The following is a 15,246-nucleotide window of genomic DNA, read 5'->3' on the forward strand; positions in this document are numbered from 1 at the left end:
GCGTGGTCGACGTGGTTGGCGTCGACGTGCCGTCATCCTATGCGGAGGTGCCGCCGATCCGCACCCCGCGAACAGGGGGGACCTCGACGGACGGTGCCCCGGGACGAGAAAAGACCCCTCACGCACCCGCCAGAGCCCGGTTACCCTTGCTGCATTTCTGCCCTGGGGGAGTTGGCCTGGATGGCGCCACGTGAGGAGCCTCGAGAAGTTTAGCGGCATCTGAGTGCCCGCCGCGACCTGGGGTGTTGCCTGGGTGCATGAGAATCGTCATCGCCGGAGGACACGGCAAGATCGCCCTGCTCCTCGAACGCCGACTCGCCGACGCCGGGCACGACCCCGTGGGCATCGTCCGCAACGCAGACCACACCGCCGACCTCGAGACCGCCGGCGCCCGTGCGCTCGTGCTCGATCTGGAGAAGACCGACGTCGACACGCTCGCCGGCCACCTCGACGGGGCCGACGCCGTCGTGTTCGCCGCCGGTGGCGGCGGCGGCAGCGGTGCCGAGCGCAAGCTCACCATCGATCGCGACGGCGCCGTGCTGCTGGCCGACGCCGCCGAGAAGGCCGGCGTCGCTCGCTACGTCATGGTCTCGGCCATCGGCACCGACGACTTCGACCCGGCCCGCGCCGAGCTGCCGGCCGAGAACGACGACGACGTGTACCAGGTGTACATGCGCGCCAAGAGCGAGGCCGACGCGGACCTGCGCGGTCGCGACCTCGACTGGACGATCGTCCGCCCCGGCGGTCTCACCGACGACGCCGGCACCGGTCTCGTCACCGTGGGCACCACCGTCGACCGCGGCACCATCCCCCGTGCCGACGTGGCGGAGATCATCGCCACGGCGCTGATCGAGGGCACGGCCGTGAAGACCCAGTTCGAGGTCGTCTCGGGTGACGCGACCGTCTCGGACGCTCTGGCGACCATCAAGTACTGACCCGCGCCTCCTCGGTCGTCGGGGAGACCACGGAGGGCCCCGGAGGCGCAGCTCGCGCTCCCGGGGCCCTCTCGCGTCTCAGCTGGTTCAGACCAGCGCCGCGGACTGCCGTGCGATCTCGAGCTCCTCGTTCGTCGGCACGACGAGCACCTTCACGGCCGACCCGTCGGGCGAGATGAGGCGCGCCTCGCGGGACGCCAGCTCGTTGCGGTCGTCGTCGACGTGGATGCCGAAGAACTCGAGCCCCGCCAGGGTGCGTCGGCGCAGCAGAGCGTTGTTCTCGCCCACTCCGGCGGTGAAGACCACCGCGTCGAGCCCGCCCAGCTGGGCGACGTACGCGCCGATGTAGTGCCGCAGGCGGTGCCGGTACACGGCGAGCGCGGCCTCGGCCACGGCGTCGCCGCGAGAGGCGCTGTCTTGCACGTCGCGCATGTCGCCGCTGCCGGTGAGACCCAGCAGCCCGGACCTCTTGTTGAGCAGCGTGTCGAGCTCGGCGACGTCGAGGCCGGCCTCGCGGTGCAGGTGGAAGACGGCGGCGGGGTCGATGTCGCCCGAACGCGTGCCCATCACGAGACCCTCGAGCGGGGTCATGCCCATGCTCGTGTCGATCGAGCGCCCGCCGTCGATGGCGGCCGCCGACGCCCCGTTGCCGAGGTGCAGCACGATGGTCTTCAGCTCGGCGAGGGGCCGCCCGAGGAACTCGGCCGTCTTCTCGCTGACGTACTTGTGCGACGTGCCGTGGAACCCGAACCGGCGCACGTGGTGGCGCTTGGCCAGGTCGGCGTCGATGGCGTAGGTGTACGCCGCGGGGGCCAGCGTCTGGTGGAACGCGGTGTCGAAGACGGCGACGTGCGGTACGTCGGCGAAGGCCTTCTTCGCCGCCCGGATGCCCTGCAGGTTGGCCGGATTGTGGAGGGGCGCGAGGGTGGAGAGCCGATCGATCGCCTTCTCGACGTCGTCGGTCACGATGGTCGCCCGGTCGAACTCCTCGCCGCCGTGGACGACGCGGTGCCCGACGACGACCGGCGGGTACTCGTCGAACGACGGCCCGTCGGCCTCGAACGCGCTGAGCATCGCGGCGAAGCCCGCGGCGTGGTCGGCGATCGGCTGCGAGTCGTTGCGCGTCTCGTCGCCCGTGACCTCGTTGCGGTGCCGCGTCGACCCGACGCTGTCGCCGATCCGCTCGACGAGGCCGCTCGCGAGGGTCCGCTCGCCGTCGAGTTCGATCAGCTGGTACTTGAACGACGACGAACCGGAGTTGACGACGAGGACTGCGCTCACGAGGGGTTCCCTTCGGGGGTGGATGCGGGGGCTTCGGGGGTGGGAGCCGCCGTGGTGGGGGCTGCGGCGACGGGGGCCGCGGCCACGGGCGCTGCCGCCTGAGCGCTCTGCGTCCCGGCCTGGATGGCCGTGATGGCGACGGTGTTGACGATGTCGCCGACCAGCGCCCCGCGGGAGAGGTCGTTGATCGGCTTGCGGAGACCCTGCAGGATCGGCCCGATGGCGACGGCCCCGGCGCTGCGCTGCACCGCCTTGTAGGTGTTGTTGCCGGTGTTCAGGTCGGGGAAGATGAACACCGTCGCGCGGCCCGCCACCTCGGAGTCGGGCATCTTCGCCGCCGCGACGGTCGGGTCGGCGGCCGCGTCGTACTGGATGGGCCCCTCGACCAGCAGGTCGGGGCGACGTTCGCGCACGAGCGCCGTGGCCGCCCGCACCTTCTCGACGTCGGCGCCGGAGCCGCTGTCGCCGGTGCTGTAGCTGAGCATCGCGACCCGCGGTTCGATGCCGAACTGCTCGGCGGTCTGGGCCGACGAGATGGCGATGTCGGCCAGCTGCTCCGCCGTGGGGTCGGGGATGACGGCGCAGTCGCCGTAGACCAGCACCCGATCGGCGAGCGCCATGAGGAACACGCTCGAGACGACGCCCACGTCGGGCAGGGTCTTGATGACCTCGAACGCGGGTCGGATCGTGTGAGCCGTGGTGTGCTTCGCGCCCGAGACCATCCCGTCGGCGAGTCCGAGCTTGACCATCATCGTGCCGAAGTACGAGACGTCGGTGACGGTGTCCATCGCCATCGAGGCGGAGATGCCCTTGTGGGCGCGCAGCTTGGCGTACTCGGCGGCGAAGCGCACCTGCAGGCTCGGGTCGAAGGGATCGAGCACCCGGGCGTCGGCGAGGTCGAGCCCCAGCTCGGCGCCGCGCGCCCTGATGGCCGTCTCGTCGCCGAGCAGCGTGATCCGCGCCACACCCCGCTGCAGCAGCGTCGACGCGGCGCGGAGGATGCGGTCGTCGTCGCCCTCGGGCATGACGATGTGCTTCGCCGCGCCGCGCGCCCGCTCGAGCAGCTGGTACTCGAACATCAGCGGCGTGACCACGCCCGAGGGGCTGACCTGCAGGAGGCGCAGCAGCTGCGCCCCGTCGACGTGCTTCTCGAAGAGGGCGAGCGCGAGGTCGTACTTGCCCGACGAGTCGGCCGCGAGCCGGCCGCGGGTCTGCGTGATCGCGAGCGCGGTGTCGTAGGTGCCCATGTCGTTGTGGGCGATGGGGAGGGGGCTGTCGAGACCGGCGATGAGCCGGTCGACCTGCGGGGCCATCTCGAATCCGCCGTTCAGCACGATGCCGGCGAGCGAGGGGAACGTCTCGGAGGCGTGGGCGAGCACCGTCGCGACGAGCACGTCGGACCGGTCGCCGGGCACGACGACGATGGCGCCCTCGGTGAGCCGCGGCAGCACGTTCTCCATCGACATGGCGGCCACGACGACGCCGACGGCCTCGCGGTCGAGAAGGGCCTCGTCGCCGCGGATCATCGTCGCGCCCGTCGCGGCGAGGACGGCACGGACGGTCGGGGCCACGAGGAGGCGGTCCTCCGGCAGAGCCCAGACGGGCACGTCGGCGGACGGCGTACCCGCGAGGGCCTCGCTCACGCCCGCCACGACCTCGTCGAGGCGATCGGGCTCGACGCGGTTCGCCACGACCCCGAGCAGACTCGCGTGCTCGCTGCGCAGCTCGGCCGTCGTGACCTCCGCCACCTGACGCATCTCGGCGCCGTTGCGGGCGGTGCCCCCGTCGGAGCTGCGTCCGCCGAGCACGAGCAGCACCGGCGCACCGAGGTTCGCGGCCACCCTGGCGTTGAACGACAGCTCGGTCGGGCTGCCGACGTCGGTGTAGTCGGAGCCGATCACGACGACGGCGTCGCACTGGCGCTCGACGGCGGCGAACCGGCTGACGATGGTCGCGAGCGCGGCATCGGGGTCGGCGTGCACGTCGTCGTAGGTGACGCCGACGCACTCGTCGTAGTCGAGGTCGACCCCGTCGTGCGCGAGCAGCAGTTCGAGCACGTAGTCGCGCTCGGCCGTCGACCGCGCGACCGGTCGGAACACCCCCACGCGACCCAGCTCGTGACTGAGCGTGTCGAGCACCCCCAGCGCGATGGTGGACTTGCCGGTGTGGCCTTCTGCGGACGTGATGTAGATGCGAGTCGACACGACGACCACACTAGGGCGGTCGGCTCGGAGGCCGCGGTGAACGGGGGTGAACGCCCGCCGGCCGCACCCCTAGGCTCTCGCCATGGAGATACGACCTGCGACCGAATCCGACCTGCCCGGCGTGCTCGAGATCCACTCGGACGCCGTGGCAAACTCGACCGCCATCTGGACGGACGAGCCCCCGACCCTCGAGGGGCGACGCGAGTGGCTGACGAACCACTCCGAGGCGGGCCGCGCCGCGCTCGTCGCCGTCGACGGCGACCTCGTCGTGGGCTACGGCAGCTACGGCCCGTTCCACGCGAAGGAGGGCTACCGGCACACCTGCGAGAACAGCGTGTACGTCCGCCCGGGTCATCAGGGGTCGGGCATCGGGCGCAGCCTGCTCGAGACTCTGATCATCGAGGCGACCGCAGACGACCTGCACGTCATGGTCGCCCTGATCGAGGCCGAGAACGAGGCGTCGGTCGGGCTGCACCGCTCACTCGGCTTCGTCGACGCCGGCGTGCTGCGCGAGGTGGGCACCAAGTTCGGCCGCTGGCTCGATCTGCGCTACATGACCCGCGCGCTCAGCTGACCCGCGCCTCCTGAGCTGCGAGGGCGACGGAGAGCCTCCGGTGCGGCCTCAGTCGCGGGGCTTGTCGAACCGGGCGCCCTCGGGCTTCGGCGCGAGCAGCGTCATGACGAAGACGGCGATCGAGCCGAACGGCACGAGGTACAGGAACTGGAAGAAGCCGCTGAGCCCGACGTCGTGCAGCCGCCGTGCGGTCAGCGAGAGCGTGCCGACGAGCAGCACCAGCCACAGCACGAAGTTGAGGATGACGAGCGGGACGAAGATCGCCAGCGGTGGGTCGGAGACCGCCTGGCCCGAAGCGTCGACCGTGCTGCCGATCGATGCGACGAGACCGGTGATCATGATGAGGACGAACGACACGACACCCTGGACGAGGGCGAACCACCAGTACTCGCTGCGACTGGCCCGACCCGAGTAGTCGAAGAACTTGCGGAAGAAGCGCGACACGGCCGCGGTGAGCGGGGCGTCGTAGTAAGGGGCCCAGAGCGGCGGCGGACCCTGCATCGCCGACCCGTGCTCACCGGGCTGAGGGGCCTGATAGGCCGACGGCTGGTCGGGCTGCTGCTCGTAGGGCATCGGCTGGTACGGCTGCGGTTGCTCGTCGGTCATGGTGTTCCCCCCGGATCGGTGACGCTCGTGCGACAACCGTAGCGCGCCTCCTCGTCGGGGCGACGACGAGAGCCCCCGGCATCCTGAGACGGATGCCGGGGGCTCTCGTGGTCGTGCGGCGGAGGATAGGGGATTCGAACCCCTGAGGGCTTGCACCCAACACGCTTTCCAAGCGTGCGCCATAGGCCACTAGGCGAATCCTCCAGGAGGCGCGGCGGAGACCGGCGCGCGACCTCGATCACTCTACCGGATGCACGCCCGACTCCGTGACGACGGGGCGGCTGCGACGCCGGCGAGCCGTCGCCCGGGACGCCCACCCACCCGCGCCGACGTAGCATCGACGCATGGACTCCCTCGCCTCGTGCCGCGTCGACGCGTGGCTGTGGGCCGTCCGCATCGTCAAGACGCGATCCGCGGCGACCGCGGCCTGCCGCGCCGGTCACGTCCGGGTGGGCGGCGAACGCGTCAAGGCCGCCCAGACGGTGCGACCGGGCGACGAGGTGCGAGTGCGTCTCGGCGGGTTCGAGCGCATCCTCGTCGTGCGCCAGTGCCTCGTGAAGCGGGTCGGCGCGCCGGTCGCGGCCCTGGCGCTCGACGATCTGACTCCCCCGCCGCCCCCTCGCGAGGAGGTCGCCACGGTCGCCGTGCGCGATCGCGGTGCCGGTCGACCGACGAAACGGGAGCGACGCGAGCTGGAGAAGCTGCGCGACCGCTGACCGCCTCCTGCCGATCGGCGGTGTTCGGCTCGGATCCGCACGGATCGGTCGGTATGTCCGGGAATCTCCCTCTATGATCGAGATTCCGACGACGCCCGCTGGGGGCGGGCAGAAGTCGCTGTGAGGCCCTCGCGGTCGCACGGAACGGCGTCGTCGACCGAGGGGTGAGCTGATGCCGATCGTCGAGAGAGACGCCTACGCGCTGTTCGTCGAGCCCCGACCCTCGGTCGCCGTCAGCGCCACGCTCACGGGCCTCGCCGCGATCGTCCCCGTCGGGGCCGCCCTCCTCTGGCTCACCTGGCCGTCGGGTCTCTGGCCGGTGGTCGTGGCTCTCGGCGTCGTCGTGGTCGCCCTCGGTCTCGCCGCATACCGGCGCTACCGCCTGTCGTTCGCCGCCCTCGACGCCGAGCACTTCGTCAAGCGCGGGTGGCTGCCCGGCTCGGTGAGGGTCCGCCGCGATCGGGTCTCCGAGGTCGTGGTGGTCAGCACCTACCTCCCCAACAGCACCGACACCGTGCTGCAGCTGGTGGCCTTCGACGCGGTCGGGGTCCGGCTGTTCCGCATGCGGGGCCACTACTGGCCCGACGAGGCGATCGTCGCCGTGCGCGACGCGCTCGACGTCGCCTCCACCCTCATCGACAAGCCGATGTCGCTCCGCCAGTTCTTCCGGCGGTACCCGCACGCCCGCTACTGGTACGAGGGCCGCCCCGGGCTCACCGTGCCGGTGATCGTCGGACTCTTCGCGCTGGCCTCGGGTGCGCTCGTGCTCGTCTACAGCACTCTCGCCTGACGCACCGCTGCGGCACCTCCGCTCAGCGGCGGCGCAGGGTGCCGAATATGCCCTTCACGACCTCGCGCACGACGGCCCTCCCGGCGCTCGATCCGAGCACGTCGCCGAGCACTCCCCCGCCACCCTCCCGCGACGACGACCGCGTCCCCGAGGAGGTGCGGGTCGCCGACCCGCGCCCCGCCCGTCGCCCGGCCGCCGCGCGCTCGGCCCGCTCGAACTCCTTCTGCTGACGTTCGTACTCGGCCTGGGCCGCCTTCCGCTCCCGTTCGGCGGAGGCGGCGGCCTTCGCGTCGGAGCGCTCGCTCGCGGCGGCCTCTTTCAGCTGGGCGTCGATCGTCTTCTGACGAGCCGCGGCGTCGGTGCGTTCGCGGGCGTCGAGCGCGGCGGCCTCGAGCCGTCGGGCCAGCATCTCGCGGGCCGAGTCGCGGTCGATCCCGGCGCCGTACACCGGCTGCAGCGGCGAGGCCGCCACCGACGCCCGCATCGTGTCGGCCGGTGTCGGCGACATCGATCCGCGCGGCGCCCGGATGCGGGTCCAGGCGACCGGGCTGGGCGCCCCACGCTCGTTCATCACGGTGACCACCGCCTCCCCGGTGGCCAGGGTCGTGAGCACCTCAGCGAGGTCGTACTCGCTCGTCGGGTACGTCGAGACCGTCGCGCGGAGGGCCTTCGCGTCGTCGGGGGTGAACGCCCGCAGCTGGTGCTGCACCCGCGAGCCGAGCTGGGCGAGCACGTCGGCGGGGACGTCCTTCGGGGTCTGGGTGACGAAGACGATGCCGACGCCCTTCGACCGGATCAGCCGGACGGTCTGGACGATCTGCGCCGTGAAGTCCTTCGACGCGTCGGCGAAGAGGAGGTGGGCCTCGTCGAAGAAGAAGACGAGCTTGGGCACGTCGAGGTCGCCGACCTCGGGCAGGTCGTTGTAGAGGTCGGCCAGCAGCCACATCAGGAAGGTCGAGAACAGGGCCGGCCGATCCTGCACCCCGGGCAGCTCGAGCAGGCTCACCACGCCTCGGCCGTCGGCGGTCGTGCGCAGGAACTCCGCCGTGTCGATCTCGGGCTCGCCGAAGAACGCGTCGGCCCCGCGGTCGGCGAACGTGATCAGCTCGCGGAGGATGACCCCGACGGTCTGCTTGCTCAGGCCGCCGAGGCCCTCGAGCTCTCCCTCGCCCTCGTCGCTGGTCAACCAGGTGAGCACCGCCCGCAGATCGCCGAGGTCGAGCAGCGGCAGCCCCTCCTGCTCGGCGTAGTGGAAGACGAGCCCGAGGCTGGACTCCTGCGTGTCGTTGAGGCCGAGCACCTTGGCCAGCAGCAGCGAGCCGAACCCGCTCACCGTGGCACGGACGGGGACGCCCGTGCCGATGCCGCCGAGCGCGAAGTACTCGGTCGGCGTGCCCTCGGGCGACCAGTCCTGACCGATGCCCCGGGTTCGCGCCGAGAGCTTCTCGGAGGGCACACCCGGGGTGGCGATGCCCGAGAGGTCGCCTTTCACGTCGGCGGCGAAGACCGGCACACCCGCAGCCGAGAGCTGCTCGGCCATCACCTGCAGCGTCTTCGTCTTGCCGGTGCCGGTCGCGCCGGCGACGAGTCCGTGCCGGGCGAGCATGCCGAGCGGGATGCGCACGGGCACGTCGGGCAGGGCGTCGCCGTTCACCAGGGCGCCGAGCTCGAGCGCGGGGCCGTCGAAGGCGTACCCGGCGCGGACGGCGTCGACCGCCGACGGGGACAGGGGGCCGGTCGAGGCCGTCGTCGGGGCCGTCTCGCCGGCCGTCGTAGGGGCCGTCTCACCGGCCGTCGCCTGCGCAGGCGACTCGACCCGCGCCTCCTCGACCGCCTGGGCCTCGGCGTCCGCCGCGAGCCGCTGCGCTCGCGCGAGCGCAGCCTCCGCGTCCTGCTTCGCCTTCTCGGCGGCGGCGACCGCGGCGGCGGCCTCCGCCCTGGCCTGCTCGAGTGCGTCCGTCATGGCGTCAGCCTAGGCACGCGGAGGCGCGGAGTCCGGGCGAGTGCGTCAACCGCGGTCGCACCCGCACGCCCGCCTCGGCCGGACCCGCCCGGAACGGGCTCAGGCGCGGTGCTGCCAGACCCAACCCAGCCCCCGCACGCGCTCCTGCTCGTCGAGCAGCCGGTGCGCCACGGGCGCCCACAGCACGACGGCCACCCCCGCCCCGATCAGCAGCCCGCCGATGGTGTCGGTCAGCCAGTGCGCGCCGAGGTACGTGCGGCTCAGCAGCATCGCGATCGTGTACAGCACGCCGGCCACCCAGACCCACACGCGGCGGAGGACCACGCCGAGCACGACGGCGAGCGTCGCGGCGTTCGCCGTGTGCCCAGAGGGGAACGACCCGTAGTCGCTGACGACCATGATCTCGGCCGGCCGCGCCCGACCGAAGGCGTGCTTGACGATCTGCACGACGCCCGCGCTGAGCGCGCACGCCGCGATCCAGTAGACGGCCGCCCAGGGGCGTCGACGCAGCAGCAGCACGGCCATGACCCCGAGGGGCACGACGAAGACGCCGATCACCCCGGCGCCGATCACGTTGAAGACGAGCGAGGGGACGTCCCAGAACGGGTGGCGGTGCTCGACGAGCTCGCCCATGAACTCCTCGTCGATCGCGATGGCGCCCGAGCGAGCCGTGATGACGACTCCGAGCAGCAGCACGACGCCGATCGCGCCCAACGCGCTGAAGACCCACCAGCGCCGCTGGACGCGCCGGGCCACACGTTCTTCGGATGGTGACGCGGGTCTCGGGGCCAGGGGGTCGGTGCGCATCCCCAGAAGGTACCCGCACCGCCTGGGGTCGGTGGCCGAGGAGGCACCCGCACCGCGGGGTCAGTGGCCGAGCGCCGGCACCGTCCGCGGCCGCACCAGCAGCCAGAGGCTCGCGATGGCGACGCACGACGTCGCGATCATCACGCTGCCCATCGGCACCGCCGAGCCGATCCCCAGGAACCCGACCACCGGCGAGATGAGACCGGCCAGGCCGAAGTTCAGCGCGCCGAGCAGCGACGCCGCCGTGCCCGCCTCCTTGCCGTGGTTGGCCAGACCGAGCACCTGCACCTGCGGGAACGAGAACCCGCAGGCCGCGATGAAGAACCAGAGCGGCACGAGGATCCCGACGAGCCCAGCCCCCGCCGAGTCGAGCACGACGATGGCGGTGGCCGACACCAGCAGCACGATCGTCGAGCAGGCGAGGATCCACTGCGGCCCGACGCGGCGGGCGAGCCGCGAGCTGATCTGCACCCCGGCGACGATGCCGAGCGAGTTGACCGCGAAGAGGTAGCCGTACTGCTGCGGGTCGAGCCCGTAGACGTTCTGGAAGAGGAACGACGACGCCGACAGATACGAGAACAGCCCCGAGAACGTCATCGCCCCGATCAGGGCCACCCCCACGAAGATGCGATCGCTGAACAGCGCCTTGTACCGCTGCCCCAGCGTCGTGTGCCCGGCCGCGAGCCGTCGGGCCGGCGGCAGCGTCTCGACGATGAGGAAGATCGCGGCGATGATGACGAACGCGCTGTACGCCACGAGGAACACGAAGATGCCGCGCCAGCTGGTGAACCGCAGCAGCTGCGATCCGAGCACGGGCGCGACGATCGGGGCGAGCCCGTTGACCAGCGCGAGACGCGACAGCATCCTGATGAGCGGCAGTCCGCCGAACAGGTCGCGGACGGTGGCCATCGCCACGACCCCGCCGGCCGCGGCCCCCATGCCCTGCAGCACGCGGAACAGCCCGAGCAGCTCGATCGACGGGGCCGCGGCGACCCCGATGCTCGCGAGGATGTGCACGGCCGTCGCGACGATCAGGGGCAGGCGGCGACCGACCTTGTCGCTCCACGGGCCGACCAGCAGCTGACCGACTCCGAAGCCGATGGTCGTCGCCGTCAGGGTCAGCTGGATGACGCCGCTGTCGACCGCGAACTCCTCGCGCAGCTGCGGGAAGGCCGGCAGGTACAGGTCGATCGTGAACGGACCGAGGGCGGTCAGCGCGCCGAGCACGATGACGTAGACGAGGCGCTGACGGCGGGTGAGCGAGTCACCGGGGTGGACGACGGTGGTCACGGGGCTCCGAAACATGAGGACGAGGAGGGGCGGGTCGGCCGGGCGGGCGAGCCCGGTCCCCGGCCGGGGCCACGGTGCATCGAATCGTTTCGAGCGCACCGCGCGACGGCAGGGGCGGGAGATCACGGGAGGGTGACGGTCGATGCCGATCCACGGACGCCGTCGGGGACAAGCGTACCGCGACGACCCCCGGGCGGGACGATCCGTGAGAGGCGCCCGCCACCGGTCCGCCGGGCCGACGTCACGGTCTAGGCTCAGGTCAGTCCGGTTCTGCCGGGCCCCGCACCGCGCCACAGGAGGCCCCCATGGTCGACGCCCGCATCGTCCAGACGACCCGATCGCTGCACACGGCGATCGTCGAGCTCGCGTCGAACCAGCCAGTCTCAGGCATCACCGTCGCCGACGTGACCCGGGCCGCCGGCATCAACCGGGCCACCTTCTACAGCCACGCCACCTCGCCGGGCAGTCTGCTCGCCTCCGTGCTGACCCCCGAGCTCGACGCCATCCGCCGCGACGACGCCGAGCTGCGCTCGCGGCCCGGCGCCGACCCCGAGGCCGTGACGCGGCTCTCCGTCGAGAGGGTCGTCGACCACGTCGTGCGCTATCGCGACGTGTACCGTCTCGCGCTGCCCGACCGGCTCGACGCGTCGATCCACCAGACCCTCGCCGAGCACTTCGCCACGACGTCGCTCGCCCACATCGAGGCCCTGCCCGCGGGCACGGCTCCCGACGGCATCGCGCCGCACATCGCCTCGGGCTTCTTCGCGCACGCCCTCGTCGGCGCCATCGAGGCGTGGCTCGGCGGCCGCCGCACGAGCCGCCGGACGCTGCTCGACACCATCACGTCGATGATCCCGGCGTGGTGGCACTGACCGCTCCGACGTCCTCCCCCGCACGGCGAGCGTCGCCGGCCCGAGACGCAGCGCCCCGCTCGTCAGAGGCTCGCAGCGGATGCCGCCTCGACCGCGCAGGGCCCGGAACGCCCCCGGCGCCAGCACGACGTCCATCCACGCGCAGGGGTTCGCGGCGCGGTTCGCCCGCAGCAGCACCGGCCCCTCCCCCGAGTCCAGCGAGAACGTGAGACCGGTCAGCGCATCGACGTCGACGCCGCGCAGCACGATGTTCCGCCGGGTCGCCGCGGTGTCCAGAGGCCCGGAGCCGAGGAGGCGCGCGACGGTCTCGAGGGACTCCGCCGCGAACACGGTCACCGACGCCGCCCGATGGGCGGGTCTCGCGAAGTAGCGGTCGCCGACCACGCCGAGGCCGGCCCGCAGCTCGAGCCTGTCGTGCGTCTCGGCCCCGCTGGCCGGCTCGGGTCCGTCGGACGGTCGCCCGACGTAGCGGGAGCGGGGCGACGCGAGCAGCGAGCTCGACCGTCACGGTCGTGACCGTGCCGACCCGCGCCTCCTCGTGCATCCGATCACGATAGCGAGTCCGGGTACGGCGAGAGCCGACCGCCCTGACGGACGATCGGCTCTCGGGTGGTGCGGTGGTGCGGTGCTGCGACTACTTGGTCAACGGGCCCAGCGTGGGGTCGTTGGCGTAGGCCTCGGCGGCGTTGTCCTTGGTGACGATCTGCGGGGGCAGGAGGTACGCGGGGACGACCTTCGAGCCGTTGTCGTACGACTCGTCGTCGTTCGTCTCGGCGGTGTCGCCCTCGGAGACCGAGGTGACCATGGCGACGGCCTGCTTGACCAGGTTGCGGGTGTCCTTGTTGATCGTCGAGTACTGCTCGCCGGCCATGATCGACTTGACGGACTCGACCTCGGAGTCCTGACCGGTGACGACGGGGACGTCCTTGCCGGCCTGCTTCACCGAGGTGATGATGGCGCGGGCGAGGGTGTCGTTCGGGCTCAGCACGCCGTCGAGCTCGGTGTCGGTGTAGGTGCTGGTCAGCAGCGAGTCCATGCGGCGCTGGGCGTTCTCGGCCTTCCAGCCGTCGGTCGCGGTCTGCTTGATGTCGGTCTGACCCGAGCCGACGACGACGGTGCCGTCGTCGATGGCCGGCTGCAGGACGCTCATGGCGCCGTCGAAGAACACGGCCGAGTTGGCGTCGTCGGACGAGCCGGAGAACAGCTCGATGTTGTACGGGCCCTCGGACTTCTTGGCGGCCATGCCGTCGAGCAGGGCCTGGCCCTGGAGCTCGCCGACCTTGAAGTTGTCGTACGCGACGTAGTAGTCGACGTCTTCCGTGTTGAGGATCAGACGGTCGTAGGCGATCACGATCGCGCCGGCGTCGTGCGCCGCCTTGACCTGCGTGCCGAGCTGACCGCCGTCGGCCGCGCCGATGACGATGACCTTCGCACCCTTGGTGACCATCGACTGGATCTGCTCCTGCTGGTTCGCCACGGTGCCGCTGGCCGCTGCGTACTGCACGTCGGGCTCGAAGCCCGCCGCCTCGAGGTCCTCGTTGAAGAGGTCGCCGGCCAGGACCCAGTTCTCACTGGTCTTGGCGGGCAGGGCGACCCCGACGATCGAGCCCTGCTCGAAGCCGGAGGCGGCGTCGCCGGAGCCGGCGTCGGTGCGGGCGGAGTTCGAGCAGCCGCTCAGGATCAGCGTCGTTGCTGCGGCGACCGCCATGGTCGCCAGCGCGATTTTGCGCATGCTGTGTCTCTTTCTCGTGAGTGAGGTGGTGCGGGTGGGCCGCCGAGCGGCGGTCCGAGGGAGGCGCGACCGGCCGTCGATGGACGGTCGCGCGGGGATCTGGGTCTAGTTGGGGGTCGTCGAGTTCGGACGCTGCACGTCGGTCACATCGCCGTTGGGGGTGAGGACGGGGCTGGCGGAGTCCGTCGAGGGTCCGACGCCGTTCTGCGTGCCGGCCGCGGCCTGGGTGGCGGCCGGTGCCGCGACGCCGTTCTTGTCGCGGTTCAGCCCCCGGGTCAGGAAGCCCGTGATGGACGGGCGACCCTGGCTCTTGTTGTAGACGTCGACGGCCACGGCGATCAGCAGCACGAGGCCCTTGATCATCTGCACCTTGTCGGAGCCGACGCCGAGCAGCTGGAGACCGTTGTTCAGCACGGCGATGACGAAACCACCGACGATCGATCCGGTCACGGTGCCGATCCCGCCGGCGACGGCCGCGCCGCCGATGAAGACCGACGCGATGGCGTCGAGCTCCCAGTTCAGGCCGTCCTGCGGGCCGGATGCCCCGGCACGGGCGACGTAGATCATGCCCGCCACGGCGGCGAGCACCGACATGTTCATCATGACCAGGAAGTTCACCCGGCGGGCGTTGACGCCCGACAGCTCCGCGGCGTGCGAGTTGCCGCCGACCGCGTAGATGTGACGACCGAAGATCGTGTTCTGCGTGATGAAGCCGTAGACCAGCACGAGCACGCCGAGGATGATGCCCGAGATCGGGAAGGACGTTCCGACCCGGCCGCCGCCGAAGAGCGTGGCCGCGTACAGGATGATCGCGACGAGCACGGCGACCTTGACGAGGCTGACCCACATCGGCGCCATGTCGGAGCCCATGGCCTGCTGCTTGCGACGCAGGCGGAACTCGCGCCAGACGACGACGGCGGCGAGGACGAGACCGAGCAGCAGGGTCGCGTTGTTGTATCCGGTGTTCGGGCCGAACTCGGGCAGGTAGCCGGCGCCGATGACCGTGTAGCCCTCGGGGACGGGCAGCGTGACCGCGTTGCCGACGAACTGGTTCGCACCGCGGAAGAGGAGCATGCCCGCCAGCGTCACGATGAACGCGGGCACCCCGACGTAGGCGACCCAGAAGCCCTGCCAGGCGCCGATCGCCGCACCGACCACCAGGCCGAAGACGATGGCGACGGGCCACGGGAAGTTCCAGGTGGTCATCGAGGTCGCGACCATGATGCCGACGAACGCGGCGACCGAGCCGACCGAGAGGTCGATGTGGCCGGCGACGATCACCATGACCATGCCGATCGCGAGGATCAGGATGTACGAGTACTGGCTGACCAGGGCGATCAGGTTGGGCGGGTCGAGGGTGAGTCCGCCCGTGAGGACCTGGAAGATCAGGATGGCGACCACCAGGGTCGCGATCATCCCGAACTGGCGGGCGTTCGACTGGTTGCCGCCGAACACCTTCTTCAGGTCTTTGATGCC

13 protein-coding genes, 1 tRNA gene, 1 other RNA gene and 1 pseudogene are annotated in these 15,246 nt (G+C 71.4%); 5 read left to right on the plus strand and 11 right to left on the minus strand.

The features are described 5' to 3' along the window. Window positions 1–106 precede the first annotated feature (106 nt). Window positions 107–203, minus strand: an RNA gene (gene ffs / locus ACZZY9_RS04545) — signal recognition particle sRNA small type. Between the two features lie 54 nt (window positions 204–257). On the opposite strand from ffs, the gene ACZZY9_RS04550 reads away from it, so the two are divergent. Beyond that, the gene (locus ACZZY9_RS04550; protein WP_463463163.1) at window positions 258–935 is read left to right on the plus strand and encodes an SDR family oxidoreductase; all 678 of its coding nucleotides are present in this window, start codon (window positions 258–260) and stop codon (window positions 933–935) included. Window positions 936–1,022: 87 nt separating this feature from the next. Here the strand turns inward: ACZZY9_RS04550 and ACZZY9_RS04555 are convergent, their stop codons facing one another. Next, on the minus strand, window positions 1,023–2,216 hold the full coding sequence (locus ACZZY9_RS04555; protein WP_243215395.1) for an acetate/propionate family kinase: 1,194 nt from the start codon (window positions 2,214–2,216) through the stop codon (window positions 1,023–1,025). Further along, window positions 2,213–4,420, minus strand: coding sequence for a phosphate acetyltransferase (gene pta / locus ACZZY9_RS04560; RefSeq protein ID WP_463463164.1), 2,208 nt, complete (start codon window positions 4,418–4,420; stop codon window positions 2,213–2,215). Before pta ends, ACZZY9_RS04555 begins: the two co-directional genes overlap by 4 nt. 82 nt (window positions 4,421–4,502) lie before the next feature. On the opposite strand from pta, the gene ACZZY9_RS04565 reads away from it, so the two are divergent. Further along, window positions 4,503–4,994 (plus strand): N-acetyltransferase family protein, encoded by a 492-nt coding sequence (locus ACZZY9_RS04565; protein WP_463463165.1) that lies wholly within the window; start codon window positions 4,503–4,505, stop codon window positions 4,992–4,994. Window positions 4,995–5,042: 48 nt separating this feature from the next. Here ACZZY9_RS04565 and ACZZY9_RS04570 read toward each other — a convergent pair whose 3' ends face one another. Further along, window positions 5,043–5,600, minus strand: coding sequence for a DUF805 domain-containing protein (locus tag ACZZY9_RS04570; protein WP_463463166.1), 558 nt, complete (start codon window positions 5,598–5,600; stop codon window positions 5,043–5,045). A gap of 119 nt (window positions 5,601–5,719) precedes the next feature. Further along, window positions 5,720–5,804, minus strand: a tRNA-Ser gene (locus ACZZY9_RS04575). Window positions 5,805–5,944: 140 nt separating this feature from the next. Here ACZZY9_RS04575 and ACZZY9_RS04580 point away from each other — a divergent pair. Then, window positions 5,945–6,316 (plus strand): RNA-binding S4 domain-containing protein, encoded by a 372-nt coding sequence (locus tag ACZZY9_RS04580; protein ID WP_192058713.1) that lies wholly within the window; start codon window positions 5,945–5,947, stop codon window positions 6,314–6,316. 172 nt (window positions 6,317–6,488) lie between these two features. After that, window positions 6,489–7,106 (plus strand): hypothetical protein, encoded by a 618-nt coding sequence (locus tag ACZZY9_RS04585; RefSeq protein WP_463463167.1) that lies wholly within the window; start codon window positions 6,489–6,491, stop codon window positions 7,104–7,106. A 22-nt stretch (window positions 7,107–7,128) separates the two neighbouring features. On the opposite strand, the gene ACZZY9_RS04590 is transcribed toward ACZZY9_RS04585, so the two are convergent. The 3 genes from ACZZY9_RS04590 to ACZZY9_RS04600 all read right to left on the minus strand — a co-directional run bounded on the left by ACZZY9_RS04590 (window position 7,129) and on the right by ACZZY9_RS04600 (window position 11,181). Then, entirely contained in the window at window positions 7,129–9,069 is a 1,941-nt protein-coding gene (locus tag ACZZY9_RS04590) for a helicase HerA-like domain-containing protein (RefSeq protein ID WP_463463168.1), read from the minus strand. A 99-nt stretch (window positions 9,070–9,168) separates the two neighbouring features. Next, entirely contained in the window at window positions 9,169–9,876 is a 708-nt protein-coding gene (locus ACZZY9_RS04595; protein ID WP_192058719.1) for a phosphatase PAP2 family protein, read from the minus strand. Between the two features lie 60 nt (window positions 9,877–9,936). Further along, window positions 9,937–11,181, minus strand: a complete 1,245-nt coding sequence (locus ACZZY9_RS04600; RefSeq protein ID WP_463463169.1) for a multidrug effflux MFS transporter — start codon at window positions 11,179–11,181, stop codon at window positions 9,937–9,939. Window positions 11,182–11,471: 290 nt separating this feature from the next. Here ACZZY9_RS04600 and ACZZY9_RS04605 point away from each other — a divergent pair, with 290 nt between their 5' ends. Further along, window positions 11,472–12,038 (plus strand): TetR/AcrR family transcriptional regulator, encoded by a 567-nt coding sequence (locus tag ACZZY9_RS04605; RefSeq protein WP_463464696.1) that lies wholly within the window; start codon window positions 11,472–11,474, stop codon window positions 12,036–12,038. Between the two features lie 99 nt (window positions 12,039–12,137). Here the strand turns inward: ACZZY9_RS04605 and ACZZY9_RS04610 are convergent. The 3 genes and pseudogenes from ACZZY9_RS04610 to mmsB form a co-directional block, all read right to left on the minus strand. Beyond that, window positions 12,138–12,422 (minus strand): annotated as a pseudogene (locus ACZZY9_RS04610) (MOSC domain-containing protein); the annotation flags it as partial. Between the two features lie 250 nt (window positions 12,423–12,672). Next, entirely contained in the window at window positions 12,673–13,770 is a 1,098-nt protein-coding gene (locus ACZZY9_RS04615; RefSeq protein ID WP_463463170.1) for a substrate-binding domain-containing protein, read from the minus strand. 105 nt (window positions 13,771–13,875) lie between these two features. Then, complete coding sequence (gene mmsB / locus ACZZY9_RS04620) at window positions 13,876–15,243, minus strand: multiple monosaccharide ABC transporter permease (RefSeq protein ID WP_463464635.1); 1,368 nt, start codon at window positions 15,241–15,243, stop codon at window positions 13,876–13,878. Window positions 15,244–15,246 lie beyond the last annotated feature (3 nt).

Source organism: Frigoribacterium sp. AC394, from assembly GCF_979258095.1.